The 22,660-nt window shown below is 69.1% G+C and carries 23 protein-coding genes and 1 pseudogene; 10 read left to right on the forward strand and 14 right to left on the reverse strand.

Annotation, left to right across the window (positions count from 1 at the left end; all coding sequences use genetic code 11):
• Window positions 1–38: 38 nt before the first annotated feature.
• From ACWDMM_RS16975 to ACWDMM_RS16990, 4 genes are read right to left on the reverse strand one after another with little or no spacing between them, the layout of a single operon-like run.
• The gene (locus ACWDMM_RS16975) at window positions 39–1,088 is read right to left on the reverse strand and encodes an aminotransferase class I/II-fold pyridoxal phosphate-dependent enzyme (protein ID WP_449938253.1); all 1,050 of its coding nucleotides are present in this window, start codon (window positions 1,086–1,088) and stop codon (window positions 39–41) included.
• Entirely contained in the window at window positions 1,085–2,098 is a 1,014-nt protein-coding gene (locus ACWDMM_RS16980; RefSeq protein WP_449938408.1) for a 3-oxoacyl-ACP synthase III family protein, read from the reverse strand. The genes ACWDMM_RS16975 and ACWDMM_RS16980 overlap by 4 nt, the downstream gene beginning before the upstream one ends.
• A gap of 28 nt (window positions 2,099–2,126) precedes the next feature.
• On the reverse strand, window positions 2,127–2,786 hold the full coding sequence (locus tag ACWDMM_RS16985) for an SRPBCC family protein (protein ID WP_357109700.1): 660 nt from the start codon (window positions 2,784–2,786) through the stop codon (window positions 2,127–2,129).
• 48 nt (window positions 2,787–2,834) lie between these two features.
• On the reverse strand, window positions 2,835–4,523 hold the full coding sequence (locus ACWDMM_RS16990; protein WP_449938256.1) for a thiamine pyrophosphate-binding protein: 1,689 nt from the start codon (window positions 4,521–4,523) through the stop codon (window positions 2,835–2,837).
• Between the two features lie 137 nt (window positions 4,524–4,660).
• Here ACWDMM_RS16990 and ACWDMM_RS16995 point away from each other — a divergent pair, with 137 nt between their 5' ends.
• The 3 genes from ACWDMM_RS16995 to ACWDMM_RS17005 all read left to right on the forward strand — a co-directional run bounded on the left by ACWDMM_RS16995 (window position 4,661) and on the right by ACWDMM_RS17005 (window position 7,040).
• Window positions 4,661–5,191: an EXLDI protein gene (locus ACWDMM_RS16995; RefSeq protein ID WP_195080966.1), complete on the forward strand. Its 531-nt coding sequence runs from the start codon at window positions 4,661–4,663 to the stop codon at window positions 5,189–5,191.
• Window positions 5,192–5,307: 116 nt separating this feature from the next.
• Window positions 5,308–6,276 (forward strand): ATP-binding cassette domain-containing protein, encoded by a 969-nt coding sequence (locus tag ACWDMM_RS17000; RefSeq protein WP_195080965.1) that lies wholly within the window; start codon window positions 5,308–5,310, stop codon window positions 6,274–6,276.
• Window positions 6,273–7,040 (forward strand): ABC transporter permease, encoded by a 768-nt coding sequence (locus tag ACWDMM_RS17005; protein WP_357109691.1) that lies wholly within the window; start codon window positions 6,273–6,275, stop codon window positions 7,038–7,040. The genes ACWDMM_RS17000 and ACWDMM_RS17005 overlap by 4 nt, the downstream gene beginning before the upstream one ends.
• 59 nt (window positions 7,041–7,099) lie before the next feature.
• On the opposite strand, the gene ACWDMM_RS17010 is transcribed toward ACWDMM_RS17005, so the two are convergent.
• The 3 genes from ACWDMM_RS17010 to ACWDMM_RS17020 all read right to left on the reverse strand — a co-directional run bounded on the left by ACWDMM_RS17010 (window position 7,100) and on the right by ACWDMM_RS17020 (window position 9,144).
• Window positions 7,100–7,834 (reverse strand): anti-sigma factor family protein, encoded by a 735-nt coding sequence (locus tag ACWDMM_RS17010; RefSeq protein ID WP_195080963.1) that lies wholly within the window; start codon window positions 7,832–7,834, stop codon window positions 7,100–7,102.
• Window positions 7,831–8,367, reverse strand: a complete 537-nt coding sequence (locus ACWDMM_RS17015; RefSeq protein WP_323124618.1) for a sigma-70 family RNA polymerase sigma factor — start codon at window positions 8,365–8,367, stop codon at window positions 7,831–7,833. The genes ACWDMM_RS17010 and ACWDMM_RS17015 overlap by 4 nt, the downstream gene beginning before the upstream one ends.
• A 132-nt stretch (window positions 8,368–8,499) precedes the next feature.
• Window positions 8,500–9,144: a YqgE/AlgH family protein gene (locus ACWDMM_RS17020; RefSeq protein WP_195081050.1), complete on the reverse strand. Its 645-nt coding sequence runs from the start codon at window positions 9,142–9,144 to the stop codon at window positions 8,500–8,502.
• 137 nt (window positions 9,145–9,281) lie between these two features.
• On the opposite strand from ACWDMM_RS17020, the gene ACWDMM_RS17025 reads away from it, so the two are divergent.
• Window positions 9,282–10,043: a lysophospholipid acyltransferase family protein gene (locus tag ACWDMM_RS17025; RefSeq protein WP_195080962.1), complete on the forward strand. Its 762-nt coding sequence runs from the start codon at window positions 9,282–9,284 to the stop codon at window positions 10,041–10,043.
• Here ACWDMM_RS17025 and ACWDMM_RS17030 read toward each other — a convergent pair.
• Window positions 10,037–10,348 carry a GNAT family N-acetyltransferase gene (locus tag ACWDMM_RS17030; RefSeq protein ID WP_067796241.1) on the reverse strand — a complete coding sequence of 104 codons (312 nt, stop codon included), beginning with the start codon at window positions 10,346–10,348 and terminating at the stop codon, window positions 10,037–10,039. The two genes, ACWDMM_RS17025 and ACWDMM_RS17030, sit on opposite strands and share 7 nt — an antisense overlap.
• Window positions 10,349–10,505: 157 nt before the next feature.
• Here ACWDMM_RS17030 and ACWDMM_RS17035 point away from each other — a divergent pair, with 157 nt between their 5' ends.
• Together ACWDMM_RS17035 and ACWDMM_RS17040 are read left to right on the forward strand one after the other, a co-directional pair.
• Window positions 10,506–12,095: an alpha/beta fold hydrolase gene (locus ACWDMM_RS17035; RefSeq protein ID WP_357208492.1), complete on the forward strand. Its 1,590-nt coding sequence runs from the start codon at window positions 10,506–10,508 to the stop codon at window positions 12,093–12,095.
• A gap of 54 nt (window positions 12,096–12,149) precedes the next feature.
• Entirely contained in the window at window positions 12,150–13,268 is a 1,119-nt protein-coding gene (locus ACWDMM_RS17040) for a glycerate kinase (RefSeq protein ID WP_449938264.1), read from the forward strand.
• Here the strand turns inward: ACWDMM_RS17040 and ACWDMM_RS17045 are convergent.
• Window positions 13,268–13,615, reverse strand: a pseudogene (locus ACWDMM_RS17045) (winged helix-turn-helix transcriptional regulator); the annotation flags it as partial. The gene ACWDMM_RS17040 and the pseudogene ACWDMM_RS17045 sit on opposite strands and share 1 nt — an antisense overlap.
• A gap of 93 nt (window positions 13,616–13,708) precedes the next feature.
• Here ACWDMM_RS17045 and ACWDMM_RS17050 point away from each other — a divergent pair.
• The 3 genes from ACWDMM_RS17050 (at window position 13,709) to ACWDMM_RS17060 (ending at window position 16,201) form a co-directional block, all read left to right on the forward strand.
• Window positions 13,709–14,638, forward strand: a complete 930-nt coding sequence (locus ACWDMM_RS17050; RefSeq protein WP_449938268.1) for an NAD(P)-dependent oxidoreductase — start codon at window positions 13,709–13,711, stop codon at window positions 14,636–14,638.
• A 163-nt stretch (window positions 14,639–14,801) separates the two neighbouring features.
• Complete coding sequence (locus ACWDMM_RS17055) at window positions 14,802–15,590, forward strand: ArsR/SmtB family transcription factor (RefSeq protein WP_357208495.1); 789 nt, start codon at window positions 14,802–14,804, stop codon at window positions 15,588–15,590.
• A gap of 164 nt (window positions 15,591–15,754) precedes the next feature.
• On the forward strand, window positions 15,755–16,201 hold the full coding sequence (locus ACWDMM_RS17060; RefSeq protein WP_195080956.1) for a nitroreductase family deazaflavin-dependent oxidoreductase: 447 nt from the start codon (window positions 15,755–15,757) through the stop codon (window positions 16,199–16,201).
• Window positions 16,202–16,203: 2 nt separating this feature from the next.
• On the opposite strand, the gene aroQ is transcribed toward ACWDMM_RS17060, so the two are convergent.
• Together aroQ and ACWDMM_RS17070 are read right to left on the reverse strand one after the other, a co-directional pair.
• On the reverse strand, window positions 16,204–16,653 hold the full coding sequence (gene aroQ, locus ACWDMM_RS17065; RefSeq protein ID WP_195080955.1) for a type II 3-dehydroquinate dehydratase: 450 nt from the start codon (window positions 16,651–16,653) through the stop codon (window positions 16,204–16,206).
• A gap of 51 nt (window positions 16,654–16,704) precedes the next feature.
• On the reverse strand, window positions 16,705–17,304 hold the full coding sequence (locus ACWDMM_RS17070; protein ID WP_195080954.1) for a hypothetical protein: 600 nt from the start codon (window positions 17,302–17,304) through the stop codon (window positions 16,705–16,707).
• Window positions 17,305–17,722: 418 nt separating this feature from the next.
• On the opposite strand from ACWDMM_RS17070, the gene ACWDMM_RS17075 reads away from it, so the two are divergent.
• Window positions 17,723–19,360: an NTF2-like N-terminal transpeptidase domain-containing protein gene (locus tag ACWDMM_RS17075; protein WP_195080953.1), complete on the forward strand. Its 1,638-nt coding sequence runs from the start codon at window positions 17,723–17,725 to the stop codon at window positions 19,358–19,360.
• Here the strand turns inward: ACWDMM_RS17075 and ACWDMM_RS17080 are convergent, their stop codons facing one another.
• The 3 genes from ACWDMM_RS17080 to ACWDMM_RS17090 are packed head-to-tail and all read right to left on the reverse strand — an operon-like array spanning window position 19,361 to window position 22,377.
• Window positions 19,361–19,726 (reverse strand): DUF3054 domain-containing protein, encoded by a 366-nt coding sequence (locus tag ACWDMM_RS17080; RefSeq protein WP_449938275.1) that lies wholly within the window; start codon window positions 19,724–19,726, stop codon window positions 19,361–19,363.
• A gap of 37 nt (window positions 19,727–19,763) precedes the next feature.
• On the reverse strand, window positions 19,764–20,852 hold the full coding sequence (locus ACWDMM_RS17085; RefSeq protein WP_195080951.1) for a lysylphosphatidylglycerol synthase transmembrane domain-containing protein: 1,089 nt from the start codon (window positions 20,850–20,852) through the stop codon (window positions 19,764–19,766).
• A gap of 4 nt (window positions 20,853–20,856) precedes the next feature.
• The gene (locus tag ACWDMM_RS17090) at window positions 20,857–22,377 is read right to left on the reverse strand and encodes an adenylate/guanylate cyclase domain-containing protein (RefSeq protein ID WP_195081049.1); all 1,521 of its coding nucleotides are present in this window, start codon (window positions 22,375–22,377) and stop codon (window positions 20,857–20,859) included.
• Window positions 22,378–22,660 lie beyond the last annotated feature (283 nt).

The raw sequence follows: 22,660 nt of genomic DNA on the forward strand, positions 1-22,660 counted from the left end.
GCCGCCCGCAGCGTGGCGGCGATGTGTGCGATGCCGGGTCAGATGAAGCTTCCGGAGCCGTCAGCGGTCAGGGCCCGGAGCACCGCATGGTCGGACGACGGGTCGCCGACGGCGATGCGGGCGCTGCCGTCGGCGTAGTACTTGGCGGCTATGCCCGCGCGGCGCAGGGCCGTGGTCGCGCCGGGGCCGGGAACGTACAGGAAGTTGGCGTGGCTCTCCGGAATCGCGTAGCCACGGGCCAGCAGTGCGCCGCGCAGTGCGTCTCGCGCTTCGGTGATGCGCAGGGTGCGCGCGGCGAGTTCGGGTTCGGCGGCGTAGGAGGCGGCGACCGCGGCCACCGCCGCCGCGCTCGTCCCGAAGGGCAGTTGCAGCTTGCCGATCCGCGCGATCAACTCGGTTCGACCGAAGGCGTAGCCGATGCGCAGCCCGGCCAAACCGTACGCCTTCGAAAAAGTCCGCAGCACAACAAGGTTGGAATGCTTCGCGATCAACGCCCGCGGGTCGGCGTACTCGGTGGCGCCCAGGAATTCGACGTACGCCTCGTCCAGAACCACCGGAACCCGGCTGGGCACGTCGGACAGGAACGCCTTCAGCTCGTCGGCCGGGACGACCGTTCCGGTGGGATTGTGCGGACGGCACACCACGATCAGCGCGGTGCGCCGGTCGACGGCCCGCCGCATCGCCCGCAGGTCCTGGTTCCCCGCCGCATCCAGCGGCACCGGCACCGCGGTGACGCCGGTCATCTCGGCCATGATCGGATACCCGTCGAAGGTCGGGGCGCTGTAGACGATCTCTGCTCCCGGCGTGGTCAGGGTCTGCAGAATTTGCAGCGCCACGCCGGTCGCCCCCGACCCGACCACCACCTGATCCGCCCGCACACCGAGGTGCCGCGCGATCAGCAGCGGCAGGCGATGCGGCAGGAACTCCGGGTACCGGTTGGCCTGGGCCAGCGTCATGTGCACCGCCCGCAGCACCGAGGGCAGCGGCGGGAACGGGTTCTCGCTCAGGGTGAGGTCGAAGCGCGGTAGCACCCGCGGCGCGCGGTGCCTGCGGGAGGGCCGCGTGCCGTCGACGACGTGCACGCTCATCGCGCGGCTCCCCAGCGGACGGCGGCCGCGCCCGCGAAGTCGCCCGCGTGCGCGAACGCCGCCATCAGCACCAGCGATCCGTTGGGCAGCCGCCCGGCCCGGTTCTCCACGTCCAGGGTCACCGGGATGCCCGCGGCGAACAGGTTCCCGCAGGAGTCGAAGGTGTCGGGGTGGCGGTCCGGCGGCAACTCCAGCGCGTCGTGCCAGTTGCGCAGGAACAGCCGGTTCGGCTGATTGGTGACGAACGTGTCCACGTCGCGTCCCCGCACACCGATCCGATCGCACACCGCGAGGGCGACTTCCGGCACCAGCCGATTACCCCTGGCGAACACCTTTGTGACCTTGGATTCGGTGAAGCTGACGCATCCCTGTCCCTCGCCCGGCTCCCAGTACTTGCGCTCGCCGTTGGTGGAGAAGTCCATGTCTCCCGCGAATTCGGGATAGGTCCGGCATTCGATGTCGAGGATCGGCGCGCTGTCGTCCTTGCGGAGCAGTCCGACCCCGCAGCCGTCGCCGGGCACCGGAGCCTGCGCCAGCTTGCAAATCTCGGTCTGGGTGAACACCGGTCCAGCGCAGTTCTGGGTCGCCGCGATCAGCGCGGTGCGGGCGGGCGTGGTCTGCAGGATCATGCGGGCCATCGCCATCATGTGCACGAACGCCGCGCACCCGCCGTTGTGCACGTCGTAGACGTACGACGGACGAATGCCGAGCCGTCGCGCCACTTCCGGCCCGCAGCCGAGCACCGGATTGTCCGGCAGTTGGGTGTGCGTGATCAGGATGTCGACCTCGGCGATCGCGTCGGCGCCGTTGCGTTCGATCAGCGGTGCGACGGCGCGCTCGACCATGTCCACCGCGGTCTCGTCGCGCGCGACGTGGTGGCGGCCCTTGGGCGCGCGGAACATCACGTTCTTCGCCATCCGGTCCGAGCGCGCGAACTGGGTGAAGTACTCGGTGCCGACCGGCTCTCCGGGCAGATACGAGGCCACGTCGACGAGACTGACCTGCGGCAGATGTTGTTGCGTGGGGATCACGTGCGTCTCACTTCATCCAGTCGGGCTTGACGGGCAGGCCGTGCGCGGCCCGGTACTCGCAAATGGCTTTGAGGTTCTCCATCTCCAGCTGATGCCCCGCGGAGAACATCTCCCAGAAGTCGCCGACCCACACCGGCCGCTGCGGCGGCGCGGTCTCCGGGTAGGGGTTGGCGTCGTAGAACGGGTGCTTGCAGTTCATCCACAGCACCACCGAACCGGGCTTGTGGAACACCACCTGCGCGTCGACGACGCGCAGCAGGTAGATCATCCACAGGTGTTTCCCCTGGTCCCAGGCACAGTGGTAGTCAACGGTCATGGCGTCGGGGTTGGCGACGGTGCGGGTGAAGATCTTGGTCTCCGAGCCGAGGCGGTCGTGGGCCAGCCAGAGTCCGGGTTCCTCGGTCTCCACGAACCCGCGCAGGCTGTAGGTCCACTCCTCCAGCGACCTGGTGTCGGCGAGGTATTCGTAGACCTCGCGCGGCGGCGCGTCGATGTACGCCTGCACCGGACAGAATTCGCCGTAGATCTGGTCGTGCGGATACACCGACCGCAGCATGTCCATGATGATCGGCGTGGTCGCGTCCTTGTCGGAGTTCTCGATGCGGAGCACGCCCGGCACGGCCTCCTGCGGGATGTCGCTGAGGGCGGGGAGGGAACTGGTGGTCACGGTGTTACTCCTTCGGGTGGGCGTCGGCGGGCGCCGCCGCGGGGGCGTTCATCGGTGATCGCGGGATTGCTCCACGGTGGTCAGGAAGGGCAGGAACGGCGGAATCTCATCGGGATCGCATTCGATCGCGAGGAACGACGGCCCTTCGGATTCCAGGCAGCTTCGCAGCGCGGCGGCGAGCTCGCCGCCGGTGCGCGCGGAGAACGCGGGCAGGCCGGGGAACATCGCGGCGATGCCGGCGCCGAGGTCGGCCGGGCGGAATCGGTTGAAGGTGTAGCGGTCCCGGTAATACAGCTGTTCCCTGGTCAGGCACATGGCGTGCGCGTTGTTGTTCAGCACGACGAAGGTGACCGGCAGGCCGTGCTCGATCGCGGTGTGCAACTCCATGCCGTGCATGTAGAAGGAGCCGTCCCCGGCGATGACCACCGTCCGCCGGACGCCGCCGGTTCGGGCGTGCCGCGCGAACGCGGACCCGATGCCCGCGCCGAAGGCGTATCCCATCCCGCCCATGCCCAGGGCCACCACGAACCGCCCGTCGCGCGGTACCTGGAGGTGGTGCACGACCGAAGCGCCGGTGTTCCCCGCGTCGGCGAACACGTCGGTGCCCTCCGGCAACGCGGCCTCGATCGTCTCGACCACGTCCCGGTACCGCAGACCGGGACCGGAGGAGCCGGGCACCCGCATCGATGTCAGCGGTTGCGCCGCGCGCACGCGTTCGGCTCCGGTGCCGCCGTCGTCCAGTTCGTCGGCGAGTTCGGCGAGCGTCCGCGCCAGATCGGTGCTGGTCGCGTGGATGGCGGGCAGGTAAGGCGGCGCGCTGCCGATGCTCGCGACGGTTCGGTCGGCGAGCGCGCTCTCCGCGCCGGCACGTGCGGTGACCGGCAATCGGGTGCCCACCAGCAGGCACAGCGCCGAGGACCGGATGGCCGCCGCCAGTTCCGGGTGACCCATGGTGCCCGCGACGCCGCAGAAGGCCGGATCGGAGTTGTCGTAGGCGTCCTTCGCATCCGGCGCGACGCCCACCGCGGCGTCCAGGGCGGTGGCCAGGCGGGCCAGCTCGGCGCGCGCGTCGTCGCGCGCGACCTGATCACCGGCGATGATCACGATCTTCCCGGTGTGCCGTGCCGTGGTGAGCGCGACGCGGACGCGAGCGAGCCCGGCCGAGTCGGACCGATGCGCCCTAGGGGCCGGACAGAGCGGCGCGATCGGGCCCGCGTCCGCCTGCTGCACGTCTTTGGGCAGCAACAGCACCGCCGGACCGCCTCGACGGGCGGCCAGCACCGCTCTGTCCAGCCGATCCGCCAGGTCGGCCGCGGTTTCCACCCGTGCGCAATAGGTGCTGACCGCGCCGAAGAGACGGACCGCGTCGATGGCGCCCGCGCGCCCGCTGGTGTCCTGGAAGGCTCCGTTGCCCTCCAGCCCGGTCGGGGGCTGCCCGACCAGGGCGAGTACCGGTACCCGCGAGGCGAACGATTCGGCGAGCCCGGCGACGAGGTTCATCGCGCCACCGCCGGAGGTCGCGGCGACCACGCCGAGCCCGCCCGTGCCGCGGGCGTACCCGTCGGCCATGGTGGCCGCCGAGAACTCGTGTTTCGCGACCACCCCGGTGATCCGGTCCCGCGCGTCGAAGATCGCGTCGTACAGGTCTTCGATATTGGCGCCGTCCACGCCGAAGATGTGGCGCACGCCCAGCGCCGAAACCGTTCGCACCAGATGGTCCACGACTCGAGTCCGCATCGGCACTCCTTTCCGCTGACGAAACCTCGACTGCGTACACGAGTGATACGGCTGCGGTCGCCGATCGGTTCAACGGCGGATCAGAAGAGGCGGCGACCGATCTTGCGTGTACGTATACATCTACGTATAGTTGGGTCATGCCCAACAAGACGATCTACGTTGCCGATGACGACCTCCCGCTCTTCCAGCGCGCGCAGGAGTTGGTCGGCGGCAACCTCTCGGGGGCGGTGGTCACGGCGCTGCGCCGGTTCATCGAACTCGAGGAGGGCCGGCTGGAGGGCTATGACGAGATCGTGCTCAAGGTCGGTCGCGACGGTGTGCGACAGGTCCGCTTCTCCGGCACTCTGCTCGGGGAGTGGCACGAGGTAAACGATACGCGGATCGAGCACGTCCAGGTCTATCGCAGCCGTAAGGGCAAATTCGTGATGCACGCCCAGTATTCGAATTGGGATGAATACCCCGCCGAGGTGGGCACGAATTGGCTCAAGGACTGGCGCGATCCGAAGAGCTGGCGCCGCTTGCTCGGCGTCGGGCAGCAGGACTGGGGTGACTTCGTCTTCGTCGTGGTGGATTCGCTCGACGAGCTGAAGGGCCGACTGCCCGACAAGCTCTACCGGCGGGTGGCCGACGTGGCCGAAGGGCCGAAGATCGAGGACCTGGACATCTAGCCGCCGTACCCGCCAGACCGAACGAATCGACCGGCACCGCGCCCCAGTAGGGGAGCGGTGTGGGTAAAACATGCTCACATGCGCATAGTAGAATTTATTTCAGAAAGGAAGAGCCCATGGTGAACGGCCATCGCGCGCCCGCCGTCTCGGTGCGCGGCCTGCGGAAATCTTTCGGCGAGCAAGTAGTGCTCGACGGGATAGACCTCACCGTCCCGGAGGGCACGGTCTTCTCCCTGCTCGGCCCGAACGGCGCTGGCAAGACCACCACCGTGCAGATCCTCACCACTCTGATCCGCCCGGACGCGGGCGAGATCCAGGTCGGCGGCCACGATCTCGCCGCCGAGCGCAAGCAGGTGCGCGCGCAGATCGGTGTCACCGGGCAGTTCTCTGCCGTGGACGAACTGCTCACCGGCCGGGAGAACCTGCTGCTGATGGGCGACCTGCACCACCTCTCGCGCCGGGACAACCGCAGGCTGGCAGCGGATCTGCTCGAGCGCTTCGACCTGGTCGATGCGGCGGACAAGACGGCGGCCACCTATTCCGGCGGCATGACCAGACGCCTCGATCTGGCCATGACGCTGGTCGGCGATCCGCGCATCATCTTCCTCGACGAGCCGACCACCGGGCTCGACCCGCGCAGCAGGCGAGCGATCTGGGACATCATCCGTGGGTTGGTCGACGACTACCGCGTCACGGTCTTCCTCACCACCCAGTACCTGGAGGAGGCCGACCAGCTCGCCGACCGCATCGCGGTACTCGATCGAGGCGAGCTCGTCGCCGAAGGCACCGCGGCGGAGTTGAAGCGACTGGTGCCCGGCGGCCACATCCGCCTGGAATTCGCCGATCGAGCGGCCCTGACCGCCGCGGCCGACGCGCTGGGCGCCGCCGCGCTGCCGGACGACGAGGAGAACCTCACCCTCGCGGTGCCCAGCGACGGCGGCGTGAGATCGCTGCGCGCCGTGCTGGACCGGCTCGACTACGAGCAGATCGAGGTCGAGGGCCTGGCCGTGCACACGCCCAACCTCGACGACGTCTTCCTCACTCTCACCGGCCACCCGACGACCGAAAAGGAATCCGTGCGATGAGCATGTCCTACGCCCTCGCCGATTCGGCGACCATGCTGCGGCGCAATCTCGTGCACGCCAAGCGCTATCCGAGTCTGAGCTTCGGCGTCATCGTCATGCCGACGGTGTTGCTGCTGGTGTTCAACTTCGTCTTCGGCGGCGCGCTGGAGAAGTCCTCCGGCGGAAACTACATCGACTATCTCGCGCCGGGCATGCTGCTGATGATTCCGGCGTACATGACGGTGTCGGTCGCCGTGTCGGTCGCCACCGACACCACCAAGGGCATCGTGAACCGGTTCCGCACCATGGACATCGCCCAGTCGGCCATGCTCACCGGCCATGTGGTCGGCGCGCTGATCCAGGCGCTGATCGGCATCGCCGCGATGGCGGGGGTGGCACTGCTCATCGGCTTCCGCCCGAATGCCACCGCTCTGGAATGGCTCGCGGTGTTCGCGCTGCTCGCGTTGGTGATGTTCGCGCTGACCTGGCTTTCGGTGGCGCTCGGCCTGCTCGCGCCGAATCCGGAGAGCGCGAGCAACACACCCTTCCCGCTGGTGATGCTGCCGTTCCTCGGCAGCGGCCTGGTCGCCACCGACACCATGCCCGCCGGGCTGCGCCAGTTCGCCGAGTACCAGCCCTTCACGCCGTTCACCGAGACCATCCGAGGTCTGCTGATGGGCACCGAAATCGGCGCCAACGGAGTTGTCTCCCTCGCTTGGTGCGCAGGTCTCACCGCCGTCGGATATCTGTGGTCGTCCTCGATCTTCCGGCGGCAGACCCGCTGAGCTGGCCGAAGCGCAGCGGATCCCCCGCGGACGATGTCCGCGGGGGATCGTCGCTTCGCTCAGACCGTGCCGGTGAGCAGCACACTCCCGGTGTTCGCCGCGCGGATCTCGACCGCGCGAACCTGGTCGGGCGGGCCGTCGATGGTCCGGTCGATGGTCAGCTCGGTGCCGGGGCCCGCCGGCCACTGGTCGAGCTGCTGCTGCTGGCCGTTCGCGCGGATGACGTACAGGGCGAGGTTCGCGTTGTAGCGCAGTGGCTCACCAGGCGGATAACTGCAGGACATCACGACTCGCGTCTGATCGCCCGCGGGGACCAGCTTGAAGCTGGCCGAGACCGGCGTCGGCTGCACCGGCGTCATCTGGCGTTCGACGAACGCCTGTTCGCTGGTGCCCGGCCCCGTCTCGGTGTTCGATCCCGTGATCGAAGCCGTGATCGGAACCGCGATCGCCACCGCGGCCGCGGCCGAGGCCAGCGCGACACCGGCCGAAGCCCACCCGCTGCGCTTGCGGCGGCGCTCGGCCGCGTCGGCCAGCCGCGCAGGCGGCGGAAGCTCGGGCATCGGCGGTGGCGGTGGCGGCGCCGCGGCTTGCGCGGGCGGTTCGATCATCGAGGTCGCGACGTCGGCGTCCACGAGGGCGAGCAAGCCTGGCAAACCCGCCAGCTCGGCTACGCCCGCTCGGCAGTCGGGGCAGCTCGAGAGGTGGCTCTCGTACTGCAAGCGCTCGTCGCGGGTCAGGGAGCCGAGCACGTACGGGGCGTCCCACGTGCTGAAATCGTCGGTGATGTCCGTCACTGGTTTGTCACCCCCATCTCCTGTAGTGCCAGGCGCAATGCGCGCATGCCATAGTGCATCCGGGACTTCACCGTGCCCGCGGGGACGTCGAGTTCCTCGGCGATCTGGTGGGTCGACAGCCCCCGGTAGTAGGCCCGCACGATCACCTCGCGATGATCGGCGCTGAGCCTGCCTAGTGCGTCGGCGACCAGCCAGCCGTCCAGCGCGCGGTCGGACTGGTCCGGTGTCGCCTGCTCCGGCGGGTTGTCGGTGCGGAACTCGCGCCTGCTGCGGGCGCTGCGATGCTCATCCACGGCCAGATTGCGCGCCACGGTGAACAACCACGCCCGCGCCGACATGGTGGACTGATCCAGAACATTCGGCCGTTGCCAGGCCCGCAGCAATGTTTCCTGCACGATGTCCTCTGCCCGTCCCGGGTCCCGAACCAGGCCGAGCGTGTACCGCCACAGCGGCGTGGCGTGTTCGCGATAGAGCGCCCGCATCAATTCGGATTGATCGTCGGGCCGTCCCGTCTCGCCGCGCGTCTTGGGCACAACTGGATACCTCTCCGCTCGAGTTGCGGGGCCGGTCGGTGGGCGCAGCCGACGAGTCACCCATGCTCTTGCCGGTTCAGTTGTCGGGTCTCATGTCGTGTCTCCTTCGGTCCCCTCGAGGAGTACACGGTCTCAGTTGCGTTCGAGTTCAATCGGGTGTGAAGCGAGCAGGGACAGCGGGAGCGGCTGGCGGCGCAGCACGTGCGCCCACAGGTCGGGGCGACCCGTGCTGATCGGGTCGGACGGCAGGGCCGACACCACGATCCAGTCGTTGTTCTCCAGCTCGCCCTCCAGTTGGCCGAAGGTCCAGCCCGCGTAGCCCGCGAAGATCCGGATGCCCTCGACCAGCGGGCCGACCCGCTCCGGATCGGCGTCCAGATCGACCAGCACGACGCGTCCGTCGATGCGGCGCAGCCCGGGGACGCCGTCGATCCGCGCGCCCACCCGCACCGTGCCCAGGCACAGCGCGGCGTCCCGTTTCACCGGACCGCCGACGAACAGCGTGCGCGGGGCCGCGACCGCGTCCGTCCAGCGCGGCAGCACCTCGTGCACGGCCGTGTCGCTCGGGCGGTTCAGCACCACGCCGAGACTGCCCGCCTCGTTGTGCTCGATGATGTAGACGACGGTGCGCCGGAAGGTCGGTTCCACCAGTTCGGTGGACGACACCAGCAGCGTCCCGGCACGAACCACCTGCTCGCCGTGCCGGAAATAACGTCGTCTGCGGTCGCCGTGCCCGCCGCGGGTCTTCCGATCGTCCGGGTCTTCTGCGCGTGCCACTCCGACATCATCGCAGCTGTTCGCCCACAATGCGCCTTCTGCGGCCCACTTCTGTCTTCCGGATTTGCCGAACGGGTCGCGGGCGGGTGCAGGACGTCACGTTGCGCCATCGGCGCCACCTCGTAGAGTTCCACGTCATGGAACCGCCCGAGGTGCGCCTCGAGAACAACGAGACCGTGTACGACTTCTACCGCGAGCACCGTCAGAACCGCATGAAGGCCTGGGGGGCCTACGCCATTCTCGGCCGCCGCTACCATCCGCGCGTCACCTACGCCGACGGCGCTCGCGAAGCGCTGCGCGCGGTGATCAGGCAGAACCGGCCGCTGCTTATCGCGATCAACCATCTGTCCGAGAACGACCCCTACACCGTGGCCGCGGCGGCGTGGCGCAGCGGGCTACGGCGGGTGATCGGCCGGGTGCGCGTGCTGGCCAAGGACGAACTGTTCGCCGATCCCGATCAGCGGCGCAAGATCGACATGATGGGCGGCATCCCGGTGTTCCGCGGCAAGGACCACGGCATTCGCGCGGTGAACGCCGCGGGCCAGCGCATGATGGACGTCTGCGCGGAGCGGATGGCCCGCGGCGACGGCATCGCGGTCTTTCCCGAAGGCACCTGCAACGACGTGGACCCCACCCGCGTGCAGGCGGTGGGCAGCGGCATCGGGCACATCGCGTTCCGGGCGATGAAACTCGGCGCCGAGCCCGCGCTGGTGTCCATGGCGCTGAGCTACGGACCGCGCGAGGACCCGGCCGTGCAGCCGACGAAGGAGGAGGCCAAGGGGGCCAGCTTCTACTTCAATGTCCCGGTGCTCGACCTGCCGCCCCGCCCCGGCGACATCGCCAAGCTGGTGCGCGCCGATCTGCAGCAGGCGCTGGACGGAGCCGTCGCGGCCTACTGAGGCAGGTTCAGCCGGTCGCGCGCCCAGTGCGGCACCATCACCAGGTATTCGGGGCGGGTCTCGATGAAGTGGTGGACCGACCGGCACATGGGCAGCGCGCCGAGCTTGTCGTCGCGGGTGCTGTCGAGGGCGGTCTCGATCAGCAGTCGCGCATAGCCCTGCCCCTCGTAGCGCGGATAGATCTCGGTGTGCACGAACGCGCGCTCGGAGGCCGTGTCCTGGTATTCGGCGTAGCCGGCGATCGCACCGTCGACGTAGATCTCGAAGCGTTCCAGTGCGGTGTTGTTGCTGACCTCGGTCGACATGGCTCGACGCTACTCTGTGCCCCGGTGTCCCGGTAAATCACACGCCAGGCCAGGCGGAATCCCGCCATCGACTTGTCTGTCCGGGCGGGCCTGCGCAGAATGCTCTTGGTCGGGTCCGTCGTCGCGTGCGAGCGGGCAGGCTCGGGGAGGTACCGGAATGTTGAGGACACCGCGGGTTTCGCGGCTCGCGGCCGCCGTCGTCGCCGCGGGTCTGCTCGGCGGATCGATCGTCACCGGCGTCGCGGATGCCGCGCCGGGCGTCGTGTTCGGCACGTGTCCAGAGGGTTCCGTGCCCGCCGATCGGGGCGTGCGGTGCGCCGTCGTCAGCGTGCCGATGAACTACGCCGACCCCGCCGGCGCGCGGATCGAGCTGACGGTCAGCCGCATCGCGGCCACGGGGGAGCGAGAAGGCGTGCTGTTCGCCAATCCCGGTGGGCCCGGCGCGGATGCGCTGGACTATTGGGCGCGGCGCTCGGATGTGCTTCCCGCGGCGCTCGCCGAGCATTACGACCGGATCGCCGTCCAGCCGCGCGGATTGCGTTGGGCCACACCGTTGCAATGCGGGACGAGCACGAAGAACGGGGACGGTCAGCAGGTCTCGCTCGGCGGCGGCAACCGCGACGAGATCAAGAAGGCCTGTGACGCGGCGCAGCCCGGTTATCTGGACACCATCACCACCGAGAACACCGCGCGCGACCTCGACGCCGTGCGCGCCGCGCTCGGCCTGGAGCGAATCGGCTACCTCGGCACTTCCTACGGCACCTATCTCGGCGCGGTGTACGCGGCACTGTTCGGCGACCGCGTGGATCGGATGATCCTGGACTCCAACGTCCATCCGGACTGGGTGTGGACCGAGGAGTTCGCGCAGCAGCAGGTCGCGGGCAAACAGCGCCTGGACGATCTGTTCGCCTGGATCGCCGAACACGACGGCGAATACCACCTGGGCGATACCGCCTTGCAGGTCTACCGCACCTGGGTCCGGTTGGCGGCGGGCCAGGGCGGCGGCTGGTACGCCAACCTGACCCCGCCGCCCGCCAGCATCGCCGACCTGCCCGGCGCGCTGCCCGAGCCGCTGGCGGAGATCGCGCGGGACGGCTACACCGGCGGCGTCGAGCAACTGGGGAAGCTGCAGAATCTGTTGCGCACCTTGGTGAGCGGCGGCGTTTCCGCGCAGGTGCCGTTGCTCGGCGCCACCACCGTGGCCACCTACACCCGCACCTTCTGGCCGTCGTTCGCCCGCGCGATGGCCGACGCCGCGGCCGACCCGGCGAACGTGCAGCGCCTGCGGGTCATCGAGGGCGCGACCTCCACCGACCCCACCGGGCGGTTCGTGTTCAGCGCGATCACCTGCAACGAGAACGCCGTGGCCGGGAGGCCGGAGCTGCTCGGCGCGGCGGCGGGCACCATAGCCTCCGGCGGCAACGCCATGGACGCGCGCGCCGACCTGGTGCGCTCGGGAATGGCCTGTGGTTCCTGGAAGCCCGTCACGAAACCGGTGCCGATCACGGGCGCGGGGCTGCGCACCCCGCCGCTGGTGCTGCAGAGCCGCCACGACGCGCTGACCAAGTACGAAGGCGGCCCGGCCATGGCCGCGGCGCTCGGCGGCGCGCTGGTCGTCGTGGACGGCGGCGACCACGGCACGTTCGGCCGCGGCAATCCGGCGGTGGACGACGCGGTACTCGCCTACTTGCGCACCGGAAAGGTCGAGGTCACACGGGCCGCCGAGGCCCCGATCCCAGCGCGCTGAGGGTCACCCGCGCGGTGGGGTGCGACGCGTGCGGCCGGGTCCGAGAATGTGGGGATGACACCCGCTGCGCGAGTGATCCTCGCTCCCGACAAGTTCAAAGGGTCGCTCGCCGCGCCGGAGGTGGCGGCGGCGCTGGCTGCGGGATTGCGGCGGAGTGTGCCGGACGCCGAGATCCGGCAGGTGCCGGTCGCCGACGGCGGTGACGGCACGGTCGAAGCGTTCGTCGCGGCGGGCTGGACGCGGGTGGAGGTGACCGCGCCGGGGCCGACCGGAGTTCCGCGTCGCACGTCGTATGCCCGGCACGGTGTGACGGCGGTCGTCGAACTGGCCGCCGTGGTCGGACTGGCGATACTGCCCGACGGGCGGCCGGACCCGTTGGGCGCGAGCACGTACGGGCTCGGCGTGGTGCTGGCGCACGCGATGGAGCACGGCGCGACCGAGATCGTGCTCGGCCTCGGTGGCAGCGCCTCCACCGACGGCGGCGCGGGCATGGCGCAGGCGCTCGGCGCGCGCATCCTCGATGCCGATGGCCGGGAATTGCCGCGCGGCGGAGCGGCTTTGGCCGAGGCCGCGCGGCTGGACCGTTCCGGCCTGCATCCCGGTGTCGCCGGGACGAAAGTCACGCTCGCCTGTGACGTCGACAATCCGCTACTCGGGCCGACCGGCGCGGCGGCGGTGTACGGGCCGCAGAAGGGCGCAGGGCCAGCCGAAGTGGACCTTCTCGACAACGCGCTCGCCGAGTGGGCGCGACTCGCCGGTCCGGAGTTCGCACGCCTGCCCGGCGCGGGAGCGGCGGGCGGCACCGGTTTCGGCGCGCTCGCGCTGCTGGGCGCGCAGGTGCGCAGCGGTATCGAGGTCGTGCTCGAATTGCTCGATTTCCCCGCCTTGCTCGCCACCGCCACCCTCGTGGTCACTGGTGAGGGCTCGCTCGATCAGCAGAGTTTGCACGGCAAGGCGCCGGTCGGCGTGTGCGCGGCCGCGCACGAGGCCGATGTCCCGGTGATCGTCGTGGCGGGCCGCACGCTGCTCGGGTCCGCCGAAATCCGGGCCGCGGGCTTCGCGGGCAGCTACGCGCTCGCGGATCTGGAACCCGACCCGGAACGCTCGATGACCGAGGCGGCGGCGCTGCTCGAACGCGTCGGGGCGCGGATCGCCGCCGAGTGGCTGGGTTAACTCGCCGACGCCAGCAGGTTCGCGGTCAGTTCGTGCTTGTGCCGCCCGCCCCACTCCTCGAGCGGACGCAGCGCCACCGCCAGTTCCTCACCGAGCGGCGTGAGCGAGTACTCCACGCGGGGCGGGACCTCGGGATAGACCTCACGGTGCACCACACCGCTGGCCTCGAGCTGACGCAGGTTCTCGGCGAGCACCTTCTCGCTGACTCCGTCGAGCAACCTGCGGATCTGGCCGAAGCGCTGGGGGCCCATGCCGAGCACCCACATCAGGTGCATCTTCCACTTGCCGCCGACGACATCGATCGCGACCGTCATGCCGCATACTTCGTGATCCGCGTCACTGCTCATGCCCACCGCGCTCCTTTGACCTCGTTTCGAACCTCGAGGTAAGCAACCGCACCTCCACGTTCGGTCTTCCCGACTCTACCTGCGGGAACGACGATGAATGCCGGCGCCGAAGCAAGCAATCATCGAGAACCGAAGGGACACATCATGTCCGAGCAGACCACCGCCCGCGCTGTCTCCGTCGTCGGCCTCGGGCCGATGGGGCAGGCGATGGTCAGGGCCTTCCTGGCCGCAGGCGTGGAGGTGACGGTGTGGAACCGCAGCCCAGAGAAGGCCGACGCCATGGTCGAACTCGGGGCGAAGCGCGCCGCGACCGTCGCCGACGCGCTCGACGCCAACGAGGTCACCGTGCTGAGCCTGACCCACTACGCGGCGATGTACGACGTGCTGGGTCCGGTGACCGGCCACCTGAAGGGCAAGGTGATCGCGAATCTGTCCTCCGATTCGCCCGGGAAGGCCCGCGCGGGCGCGGAGTGGGTTCGCTCCCACGGCGCGGAATTCATCTCGGGCGGCGTGATGTCTGCGGGGGACAACATCACCCATCCCGCGTCCTATATCTTCTACAGCGGCCCGCGAGCGGTGTTCGACGCGCACGCCGAACTGCTGCGCCCGCTGAGCCCGCAGGAGTACCTGGGCGCGGACGACGGCTTGGCGCAGATCTTCTACCAGGGGCTGCTGACCATCTTCCATCCATGGCTGCTGGCCTTCGACCAGGCCACGGCGATGATCGACCGCTCCGGTCACGACATCGCCGCGTTCGTCCCGTTCGCGATCCGCTCCGCCGCCGCCTTCCCCTACTTCATGGAGGAGTTCTCGGTCGCCAACCAGAACGGCGGGTGGGCCTCGCTGGCCAGCCTGAAGATGATGGACGCGGGCGCGCAGCACGTCATCGACGCGAGCGAAGAAGTCGGCGTCGACGCCGTCCTCTCGCACACCGCGCAAGGGTTGTGGCGTAAGGCCGTCGCCGCCAGTGAGCGGGCGGGGAAGCCCATTTCCACGTACGCGCTCCTTCGCGACCCCTCCTGACCGCCACGCACCCGCCCCGGCGGAGTCGGCGGGTCCTCGCACTCCTCGTCGCGGACCCACCGGCTCTTCCGGGGCGGGTTGCTTGCCGGGGTTGATATGCAGCCTCATGGCTGCCTATTATGTAAATAGGCAGCCGGATGGCTGCATGTTTGAAAGGTGAGCGATGGACGAGGTGTTTCGGGCGCTGGCCGACCCGAACAGGCGGCGGCTGCTGGACAGCCTGAACGCCCGCAACGGGCAGACACTGCGGGAACTGTGCGCCGGACTGGCGATGGCCCGCCAGTCGGTGAGCAAGCATCTGGCGGTGCTGGAGGCGGCCAACCTCATCACGACCCGGCGCAGTGGCCGCGAAAAACTGCACTACCTCAACGCCGAGCCCATCAACGCCATCGCCGAACGCTGGATCGATCGGTACCACCGCGAGCGCGTGAACGCCCTCGCCGACCTGAAGAGAGCACTGGAGGAACAACCGATGGGCGACAACGCATTCGTCTACACGACCTACATCAAGACCACCCCGGAAAAGCTGTGGCAGGCGCTGACCGATCCGGCCTTCACCAACCGCTACTGGGGCGCGAGCTTCGACACGGATTGGCGACCGGGATCGGAAATGACTTGGCGCCAACAGAACTGGACCAGCAAAGACCCCGAACAAGTCGTGCTGGATGCCGAACCGTACCGCCGCCTGTCCTACACCTGGCACACCTTCGACCCGGCCTTCGCCGAGACCTTCGACATGAACCCCGACGACGTCGCCGCCTGGTCCCGCGAGCCCCGCTCGAAAGTGATGTTCGAACTCGAGCCCCAGGGCGAGGTGGTGAAGCTGACGGTGGTCCACGACGGCTTCGCGCCCGACAGCCCCGTACTGCAAGCAATCACCACCGGCTGGCCCGGCATCCTCTCCAACCTCAAAACCCTCCTGGAAACCGGCGAACCCCTTCCGGCCCCCTAGGCCCTTCGAGATCAACGGCACATGGTGGAGGGGCTACTCGCGAAATGCCGCATGTGCCGTTGATCTTGGTCTCCGGACTGACGAGAGCGGTGCTCTTGACTTTGTGGCCGCCGGTGTGGAACAGTTCTCTCTATAGAGAGCAGTGCTCACAACAAGGAGTTGTCATGGACCTCAGCACCCGCTACATCGGCCCGGCCGGATTCGACGCGGTTTTCAACCGGATCGCCAACCTGCTGCCCAAGCTCGGCATCAGCGTGATGGGCTCGCGGCTGCTCGCGGTGCGCGGGCGCAAGAGCGGGGAATGGCGCACGACGATGGTCAACCTGATGGTGCGCGAGGACGGCGAGCGCTACCTGGTGGCGCCGCGCGGGCACACGCAGTGGGTGCGCAACCTGCGCGCGGCGGGCGGTGGCGAGCTGCGGCTGGGCCGCAAGGTCGAGACGTTCACCGCCACCGAGGTGGCCGACGCCGACAAGGTGCCGCTGCTGCGTCTCTACCTGCGGAAGTGGGGCTGGGAGGTCGGCAGGTTCTTCGAGGGCGTGACCAAGGACGCCACCGACGAGGAACTCGCCGCCATCGCGCCGGGCTTCCCGGTCTTCCGGTTGAACTGAGTTCAGGCCGAGCGGGCCAGGAATTCGACGGCGGCGGCGTAGCCCTGGATGCCCATTCCCGCGACCACGGCGGTCGCGATCGGCGAGATGTAGGAGTGGTGCCGGAACTCTTCGCGCGCGTGCACATTGCTGATGTGCACCTCGACGATCGGGAGCTCCGGGATCACCAGCGCGTCGCGCAGCGCCACCGAGGTGTGGGTGAGGCCGCCGGGATTGATCACGATGCCCGACTCGGCGCCGCGCGCCTGGTGGATGCGATCGATCAGCGCACCCTCGGAATTGGACTGGAAGGCGACGATCTCCCGGTCGAATCGCGCCGCGGTTCGCTTGCACAACTCCACGACGTCGTCCAGCGTCGCCGACCCGTACACCTCCGGCTGCCTGGTGCCGAGCATGTTGAGGTTCGGGCCGTTCAGGACCAGGATCGGGCCCGGCGTCGCGGTCGCAGCCATGCACGGCAAGATACCGCGCCGCAGCGCGCCACCGGGACCGGACCCGATCGGCTACAGCCCCTGCGGCCCTTCCGAGCGCAGGTCATCGACCTTGCGCATGGCTTCGCGCAGTTCCTCGAGCCACGTCTCCGCGTGCTTGCCCGCCAGTTTCACCGTCCACGCGAGGGCGTCGGCGCGGGAACGGGCGACGCCGGCGTCGACCAAGGTGTCGAGCACCTTGCGTTCTGGCTGACGCAAACGGGTCATCACGGGCACGGCCAGATGGGTGAACAGGATGCGTTCGCCGTCCACCGACACGCCCCAGGCCACATTGCGCCGGTAGCGGTGCTGTGCTTCGTTCGCGATCTGCATCCGGGCGGGCCGGGTGGACTCGCGGAACCGGGCGACCGCTCCTTCCTTCGTCGCGCGCGGCACTTCGTCCGTCGCGGCTTCGGAATCATCCGCGTCCGGCTTCTTCTCCGGTTGCGGAATCGGTAGCTCGCCGATGACGACGATCTCGTCCCGGTCGACCTCGATCACCGGCGGGCCGGTGAACCAGTCGCTCGGCAATCTTCCCGCGAACCAATCGGGCACGTCCGAGGGGTCCGGCAGGTCGGCTTGCTGCCAGCCGCCCGTGCGTCCGAAACCCCGGCCGCGGTGCGCGTTTCTCATGACGGGTCACCTACTTACTGTGGTGCGGTACTTTCAGTGATTACAAGATTACGTCGCAATACGGGCAGGGGAGTTCCGCTGTGTGCGAACAGGGGTCCGGTTGCTTCGATCCGCACCCGAGGGGGTATTTATTGATTCGAAACGTCGACTCGGGTGGTAACCGCGCGACTTTTCGGGATGGCCGGTACGGTAGCGGCGCCGGTTGCCTCCGACCGGCTGGACGATGATCATGAAAGGCCCCCCGAGATGCGAGATCCCGGGGCAGAATTGGGGTGCTGAGCATGGGTAACGTCCGCGCTACGGAGGCATCGCGGTCTGGTCTTTTTCGGGTACGGTGGTCTTGTTACTGAAGTGACAAGAGTGAAGAGTGGGCGACATGGACGTGTGGGGATCCCGCCGCTTTCGTGTTCGCGGCGCAATGGCACTCATCGGGGTGGCGGCGCTCGCGCTCGGGATCGGGTCGTGCGGGATACACGAGAAGCAGAATGAAGCCGAAGCGGTCGTCGAGCGCTTCACGGATCTGCTCGACGATCAGGACTACAGCAAGGCGGCAGACCTGACGTCGTACCCCACCGCGGCCACAGCAACTCTCAAGCAAATGTTCGAGGGGTTGCACGGCGCCAAGGTCGACTACCGCAAGACCCAGTTCATCGGTCTGGACGCGCAGTCGGCGATCTTCAGCATGGACGTCGAGTGGAACTTCGGCGAGCGCAAGACCTGGAATTACAGCCTCGAGGGCAACGTGCGCAAACTCGCCATCGGCTGGCGGATCTCCTGGGAGCCCGCGGTCGTGATGCCGCAGCTGACGCACAACCGGACGGTGCGGCTGGTGCGCACCTATCCGACGCCTGCGCCGCGGGTCAACGACATCGCCGGTGAGCCGCTGATGACCGAGCAGACCATCAACGTCGTCAAGCTCGATCCCACGAAGATGCCCGACCCGGTCGCGTCGACCGACGCGCTGGCCAAGGCCATCGAGCCGGTCGCGCCGCTGATCACCGGGCCGTCGCTGATGCAGCAGCTGGCCACCTCGCAGGGCAAGCCGATCGTCGCGGTGAACCTGCGCGAGGGCGACTTCGAGATCCTGGAGCCGCGGATGGCGCCGATTCCCGGCGTGGTGATGGAGAAGCAGCCACGGCTCATCTCCGCCGACCGCCGGGTCTGGTCGCCGCTGCTGGACGCGCTGCGCAAGGTGCAGCAGGAGAGCCAGGAAGCGCATTCCGGGTGGGGGGTGCAGCTGTTCGAACAGGACGGACGGTTCATCACCCAGCTCGCCGGTCAGCAGGGGCCGCCGGGGCCGGACATCGCGGGCACGATGGACCAGCGCTTGCAGCGCGCCGCCGAGGACGCGGTGGTCAGCGTGCCCACGCAGGCCTCGATCGTGGCGATCCAGCCGTCCACCGGCGCGGTGGTCGCCGTCGCGCAGAACAGCCAGGCCAGCGAGCACGGCTCGGTGGCGTTCACCGGGCTGTATCCGGTGGGCGGCAACATGGAGCTGTTCCGCGCGGTCGCGGCGTCGGCGAAGAACAAGGCTCCACAGGACGTCTCGGTGCAGGACGCGGCAGAGGCGGCGACCGCGCTCGGGGTCGGCATCGACTTCAAGGTGCCCGGTCTCGACGAGGTGACCGGCCGCCTTACCGTCGCGGGCCGCAGCGCCGAGCAGGTGGTCCAAGGCGGTGGTTCGGATGCCGTGCTGGCCAGCCCGTTCGGCATGGCCATCGCCGCCGCCGCGATCGCGCGCGGGGAAGTGCCGCCGCCGATGATCGAGGCCGGACGTCCGAGCGCCACCGACGCCAAGCTCGACCCGCTGCCGCCGCAGACCGCCGACCGGCTGCGCGGCATGCTGCGCGACGCCACGAACGCGCCGGAGCTGGCCAGCGTGCGCCGCTACCGCGACGTCGCCGCGTTCGCCGCGACCGCGGGTCCGGACGGGTGGCTGATCGGGTCGATGGGCGATCTGGTCTTCGCGATCCACATCAACGACGTGGACAGCAAGGACGCGACCGCGCGGATGGCGGCCAGGATGCTGCAGGCGCTGGCGACTCCCGAGCCCTGATCACCGCACGGCTTTGTTCACCGCCCGCCAGCCGAGCAGGAATACCGCGAGCACCACACCGGCGACCAGCACGAAGCTGACCGCCGTGCCCTGACCGCTGACCACGCGCAGCAGCATGCCCCCGGCCAGGGTGCAGGCCCAGATCACGACGCCGGAGGGCCACAGCGCGGCGATATCGAACCGCGCGGCCTTCGCGGCGCGCCCCCTGAGCGCCACGAGGAGCCAGCCGACGACCAACCCCGTCGCGAACGGCCACACGGTGCGCAGCAGTCCGGCGAGCACCGCTTCGTCGTGGCTGCGCCTGCCGATCGCGCAGAAGACGACGACGAGCAGCGCATCGAGCACGAAGGGCACCAGTTTCCTCACGCGGGCCAGCGTAACGGGCGGCCGGACGCGGCGGCCGTCACAGCCGCCGCTGCTCGAACTCCTTCTCGAACTCCGCGTCGTCGGCCTGCGGTGTGCGGAACAAGAACAGGAACACGATCCACCCGACGATGGCGACCAGGATGAAACTCACCATCCGATAGACGAACGCCGCGGCGACCGCCTGCGCGGCGGGCAGGCCCGCGGCGGCGGTGAGACCGTAGATCAGCGTCGCGTCGACGTAGACGATGCCGCCCGGCGCGAAGGGGATGGACCCGACCGCCTTGCCCGCGGCGAACGCGAGCAACAATCCGGCGATGCGCGGATCGGCGCCGACCGCGTAACAGGCCGCGCCCAGACAGGCCACGTCGGCGAAGCGGTGCACCAGCGCCCACAGCGTGACCAGGACGCCGTCGCGCTTGCCGAGGTCGACCGACTCCAATTGGCCGAGCACGTCCTCGATCTTGGCGGCGCCGTGCTCCGGCGGGCGTTTGCGCAGCCGGTTGACCAGCGCCAGCAATTTGCGCAGCAGCGCCTCCAGCGAGCCGGGATGGCGCGAGACGTGATTGCCCGCCCACACCAGCGCCACCACGGCGGCCAGCGAAAGGATGAGCTTCAGCGGGCCGACGCGCCCGCCTGCCAGCAGCGTGCCGCCGACGCCGAGCAGCGCCAGCCCCACCGCGGCCACCACGCCGGAGAACACCAGCTGCCAGGAGGCGACGATCGGACTGGCTCCCCAGCGCCTGGTCTGCCGATAGGTGAACGCGGTGGAGAACACCTGACCCGCGGGCAAGGTCACCGACATCGCGGTCGCACCGTAGACCACCGCGACGGACTTGCGCTGACTCACCGCGACGCCGCCCGCGTTGAGCAGCTGCTTCTGCACCCTGCCGAATCCGCTCATCGACAGCGCCTGCAACCAGATCGCGGCCGCCAGCCAGCCCCAGTGGATCTCGGTGAGTTTGCGCCAGGACTCGTGCAGCCGCGGCCACAGATACACGCCCTCGGCGATCAGCAAGGCCAGCAGGGCGGCGCCGAGCACCCATTTCACCCAGCGGAGCCTGCCGCGACGGGAACCCGCCGTCGGCGGCGGCGCAGGATCCCCTGCCTGTTCCCCGTGGGCGGTCACGCGGTCAGCCTAACGAACGCGCCGTCTCGATCTCGGCATCGTCGGGCGCGTCGGCCCGTTCTCGTGGCCAGGCCAAAAGCGTTTTCCTGCGTCTGCCGCGCAGCTGCACTTCGTCGCCGGTCTCCCACTGGTCCTGCTCGCTCTCCTCGGCGAAATACAGCGCGCTGCCCGAGGCCAGCGTCCGGCCGGGACGTTCTTTGGCCAGCTCGGTGAGCCGGGACGCCTCGTTGACCGGATCTCCGATCACCGTGTACTCGAAGCGGTTGGCCGCGCCGATGTTCCCCGCGACGGCCAAGCCCGCCGAGACGCCGATGCCGATGTCGAGGCCGGGCACTTCGCGCAGGGTCTCGCGCAGTTCGCGGGCGGCGGCGAGCGCGGCGGTCGGCGCGTCCGGACGGTCCAGCGGCGCGCCGAAGATGGCCAGCGCCGCGTCGCCGACGAATTTGTTGACGAAGCCGTGGTGGCGGTCGATCACGTCGACCACGATGCGGAAGAACTCGTTGAGCAGGCTCACCACCTCGGTGGGCGGGCGCTCGGCCGCGGTGGCGGTGGACCCGACCATGTCGACGAACAGCACCGCGACGAAGCGGGTCTCGCCGCCGAGTTCGGTGCCGTAGTCCAGCGCCCGCTGCGCCACCTCTTCGCCGACGTGCTGACCGAACAGCTCCTGCAGCTGACGGCGCTTGGCCGCCTCCTCCATCATCCGGTTGAAGCCGACCTGCAGCAGGCCGATCTCGCTGCCGTCGAACACCTCGACCTGCACGTCCCGCGCCCCGGCCTGCACCCGGTCGATGGCCTGGCTGAGCTGGCGCACCGGATCGGAGATGCTCGAACCGGTGAGCATGGACAGCGCCAGCGCCTGCATGATCACCACGCCGCACAGCAGCAGGATGGAGATGGCCAGCGATTGCGCGGAGAACTTCACGTCCGAGGAGATCTGCGTGACGCACAGCAGCACGATGGCGATGGTCGGGGCGAAGGTGCCCATGCCCCAGGTCATCGCCATCCTGGTGCCGACGCCAGGGGTGAGGGTGTGGTCGAAGGTGCCCTCGGTCAGCGCCTGGGCCGCCACCGGGCGCAGAATGCGCTCACCCAGCATGTAGGTGAAGCCGAACACGATGGTCGCGGCCATGCATTCGGTGACGATGACCGCGCCTGCCAGCGCGGGAGTGTCCCTGATGATCAGCGCGGCCAGCACGGCTCCGCCGATCAGCCACAGGGCCAGGTGCAGGATCGCCTGGCGCAGCGGCGCGTGCAGCGCGGCCATCTGCTCCTGGCGGCTCGGCGGCCCGCCGCGCATCTGCCAGCGCATCACCGGGCGCAGCATGAGCGCGGACGCGGCCATGCTGAGCAGGCCGCCCGCCACGAAGACGACGGCCGGGATGAGCAGGCCGGTGCTCCTGGCACCGGATGGCTCGCCCTCGGGGACGGGTAGTCCGTACTGAATGAAGGCCCACACCAGAACCGCGCCGAAAGCGTTCGCCAGCAGCATCGATGTCAGGTACAGCGGCCAGCGCGTTCGCATGGTCTGTTTGACCGCTTCCAGAGGCGCCGACACGGAGTCCAATCTAGCGTTCCGGTCCGCTCGGCCTGTTCGCGGCGCTGGCCGCAGGTGAAGACGGACTACGTCCGACAGCACAGATCAGGCGTACCTCCGCCTTCGCTCCGGCCGTGCGCGGGCTGAGGACGGACTACGTCCGACAGTACACATTAGGCGTACCTCCGCCTTCGCTCCGGCCGTGCGCGGGCTGAGGACGGACTACGTCCGACAGTACACATTAGGCGTACCTCCGCCTTCGCTCCGGCCC

This window comes from Nocardia sp. NPDC003726, assembly GCF_053586955.1.

Bases quoted from the DNA above. Each gene is read 5' to 3' on its own strand.
- ACWDMM_RS16975 (WP_449938253.1), bottom strand. From the start codon at position 1,088: ATGAGCGTGCACGTCGTCGACGGCACGCGGCCCTCCCGCAGGCACCGC.
- ACWDMM_RS16990 (WP_449938256.1), bottom strand. From the start codon at position 4,523: ATGCGGACTCGAGTCGTGGACCATCTGGTGCGAACGGTTTCGGCGCTG.
- ACWDMM_RS16995 (WP_195080966.1), top strand. From the start codon at position 4,661: ATGCCCAACAAGACGATCTACGTTGCCGATGACGACCTCCCGCTCTTC.
- ACWDMM_RS17000 (WP_195080965.1), top strand. From the start codon at position 5,308: ATGGTGAACGGCCATCGCGCGCCCGCCGTCTCGGTGCGCGGCCTGCGG.
- ACWDMM_RS17005 (WP_357109691.1), top strand. From the start codon at position 6,273: ATGAGCATGTCCTACGCCCTCGCCGATTCGGCGACCATGCTGCGGCGC.
- ACWDMM_RS17025 (WP_195080962.1), top strand. From the start codon at position 9,282: ATGGAACCGCCCGAGGTGCGCCTCGAGAACAACGAGACCGTGTACGAC.
- ACWDMM_RS17030 (WP_067796241.1), bottom strand. From the start codon at position 10,348: ATGTCGACCGAGGTCAGCAACAACACCGCACTGGAACGCTTCGAGATC.
- ACWDMM_RS17035 (WP_357208492.1), top strand. From the start codon at position 10,506: ATGTTGAGGACACCGCGGGTTTCGCGGCTCGCGGCCGCCGTCGTCGCC.
- ACWDMM_RS17040 (WP_449938264.1), top strand. From the start codon at position 12,150: ATGACACCCGCTGCGCGAGTGATCCTCGCTCCCGACAAGTTCAAAGGG.
- ACWDMM_RS17050 (WP_449938268.1), top strand. From the start codon at position 13,709: ATGAATGCCGGCGCCGAAGCAAGCAATCATCGAGAACCGAAGGGACAC.
- ACWDMM_RS17055 (WP_357208495.1), top strand. From the start codon at position 14,802: ATGGACGAGGTGTTTCGGGCGCTGGCCGACCCGAACAGGCGGCGGCTG.
- ACWDMM_RS17060 (WP_195080956.1), top strand. From the start codon at position 15,755: ATGGACCTCAGCACCCGCTACATCGGCCCGGCCGGATTCGACGCGGTT.
- aroQ (WP_195080955.1), bottom strand. From the start codon at position 16,653: ATGGCTGCGACCGCGACGCCGGGCCCGATCCTGGTCCTGAACGGCCCG.
- ACWDMM_RS17070 (WP_195080954.1), bottom strand. From the start codon at position 17,304: ATGAGAAACGCGCACCGCGGCCGGGGTTTCGGACGCACGGGCGGCTGG.
- ACWDMM_RS17075 (WP_195080953.1), top strand. From the start codon at position 17,723: ATGGCACTCATCGGGGTGGCGGCGCTCGCGCTCGGGATCGGGTCGTGC.
- ACWDMM_RS17090 (WP_195081049.1), bottom strand. From the start codon at position 22,377: ATGCGAACGCGCTGGCCGCTGTACCTGACATCGATGCTGCTGGCGAAC.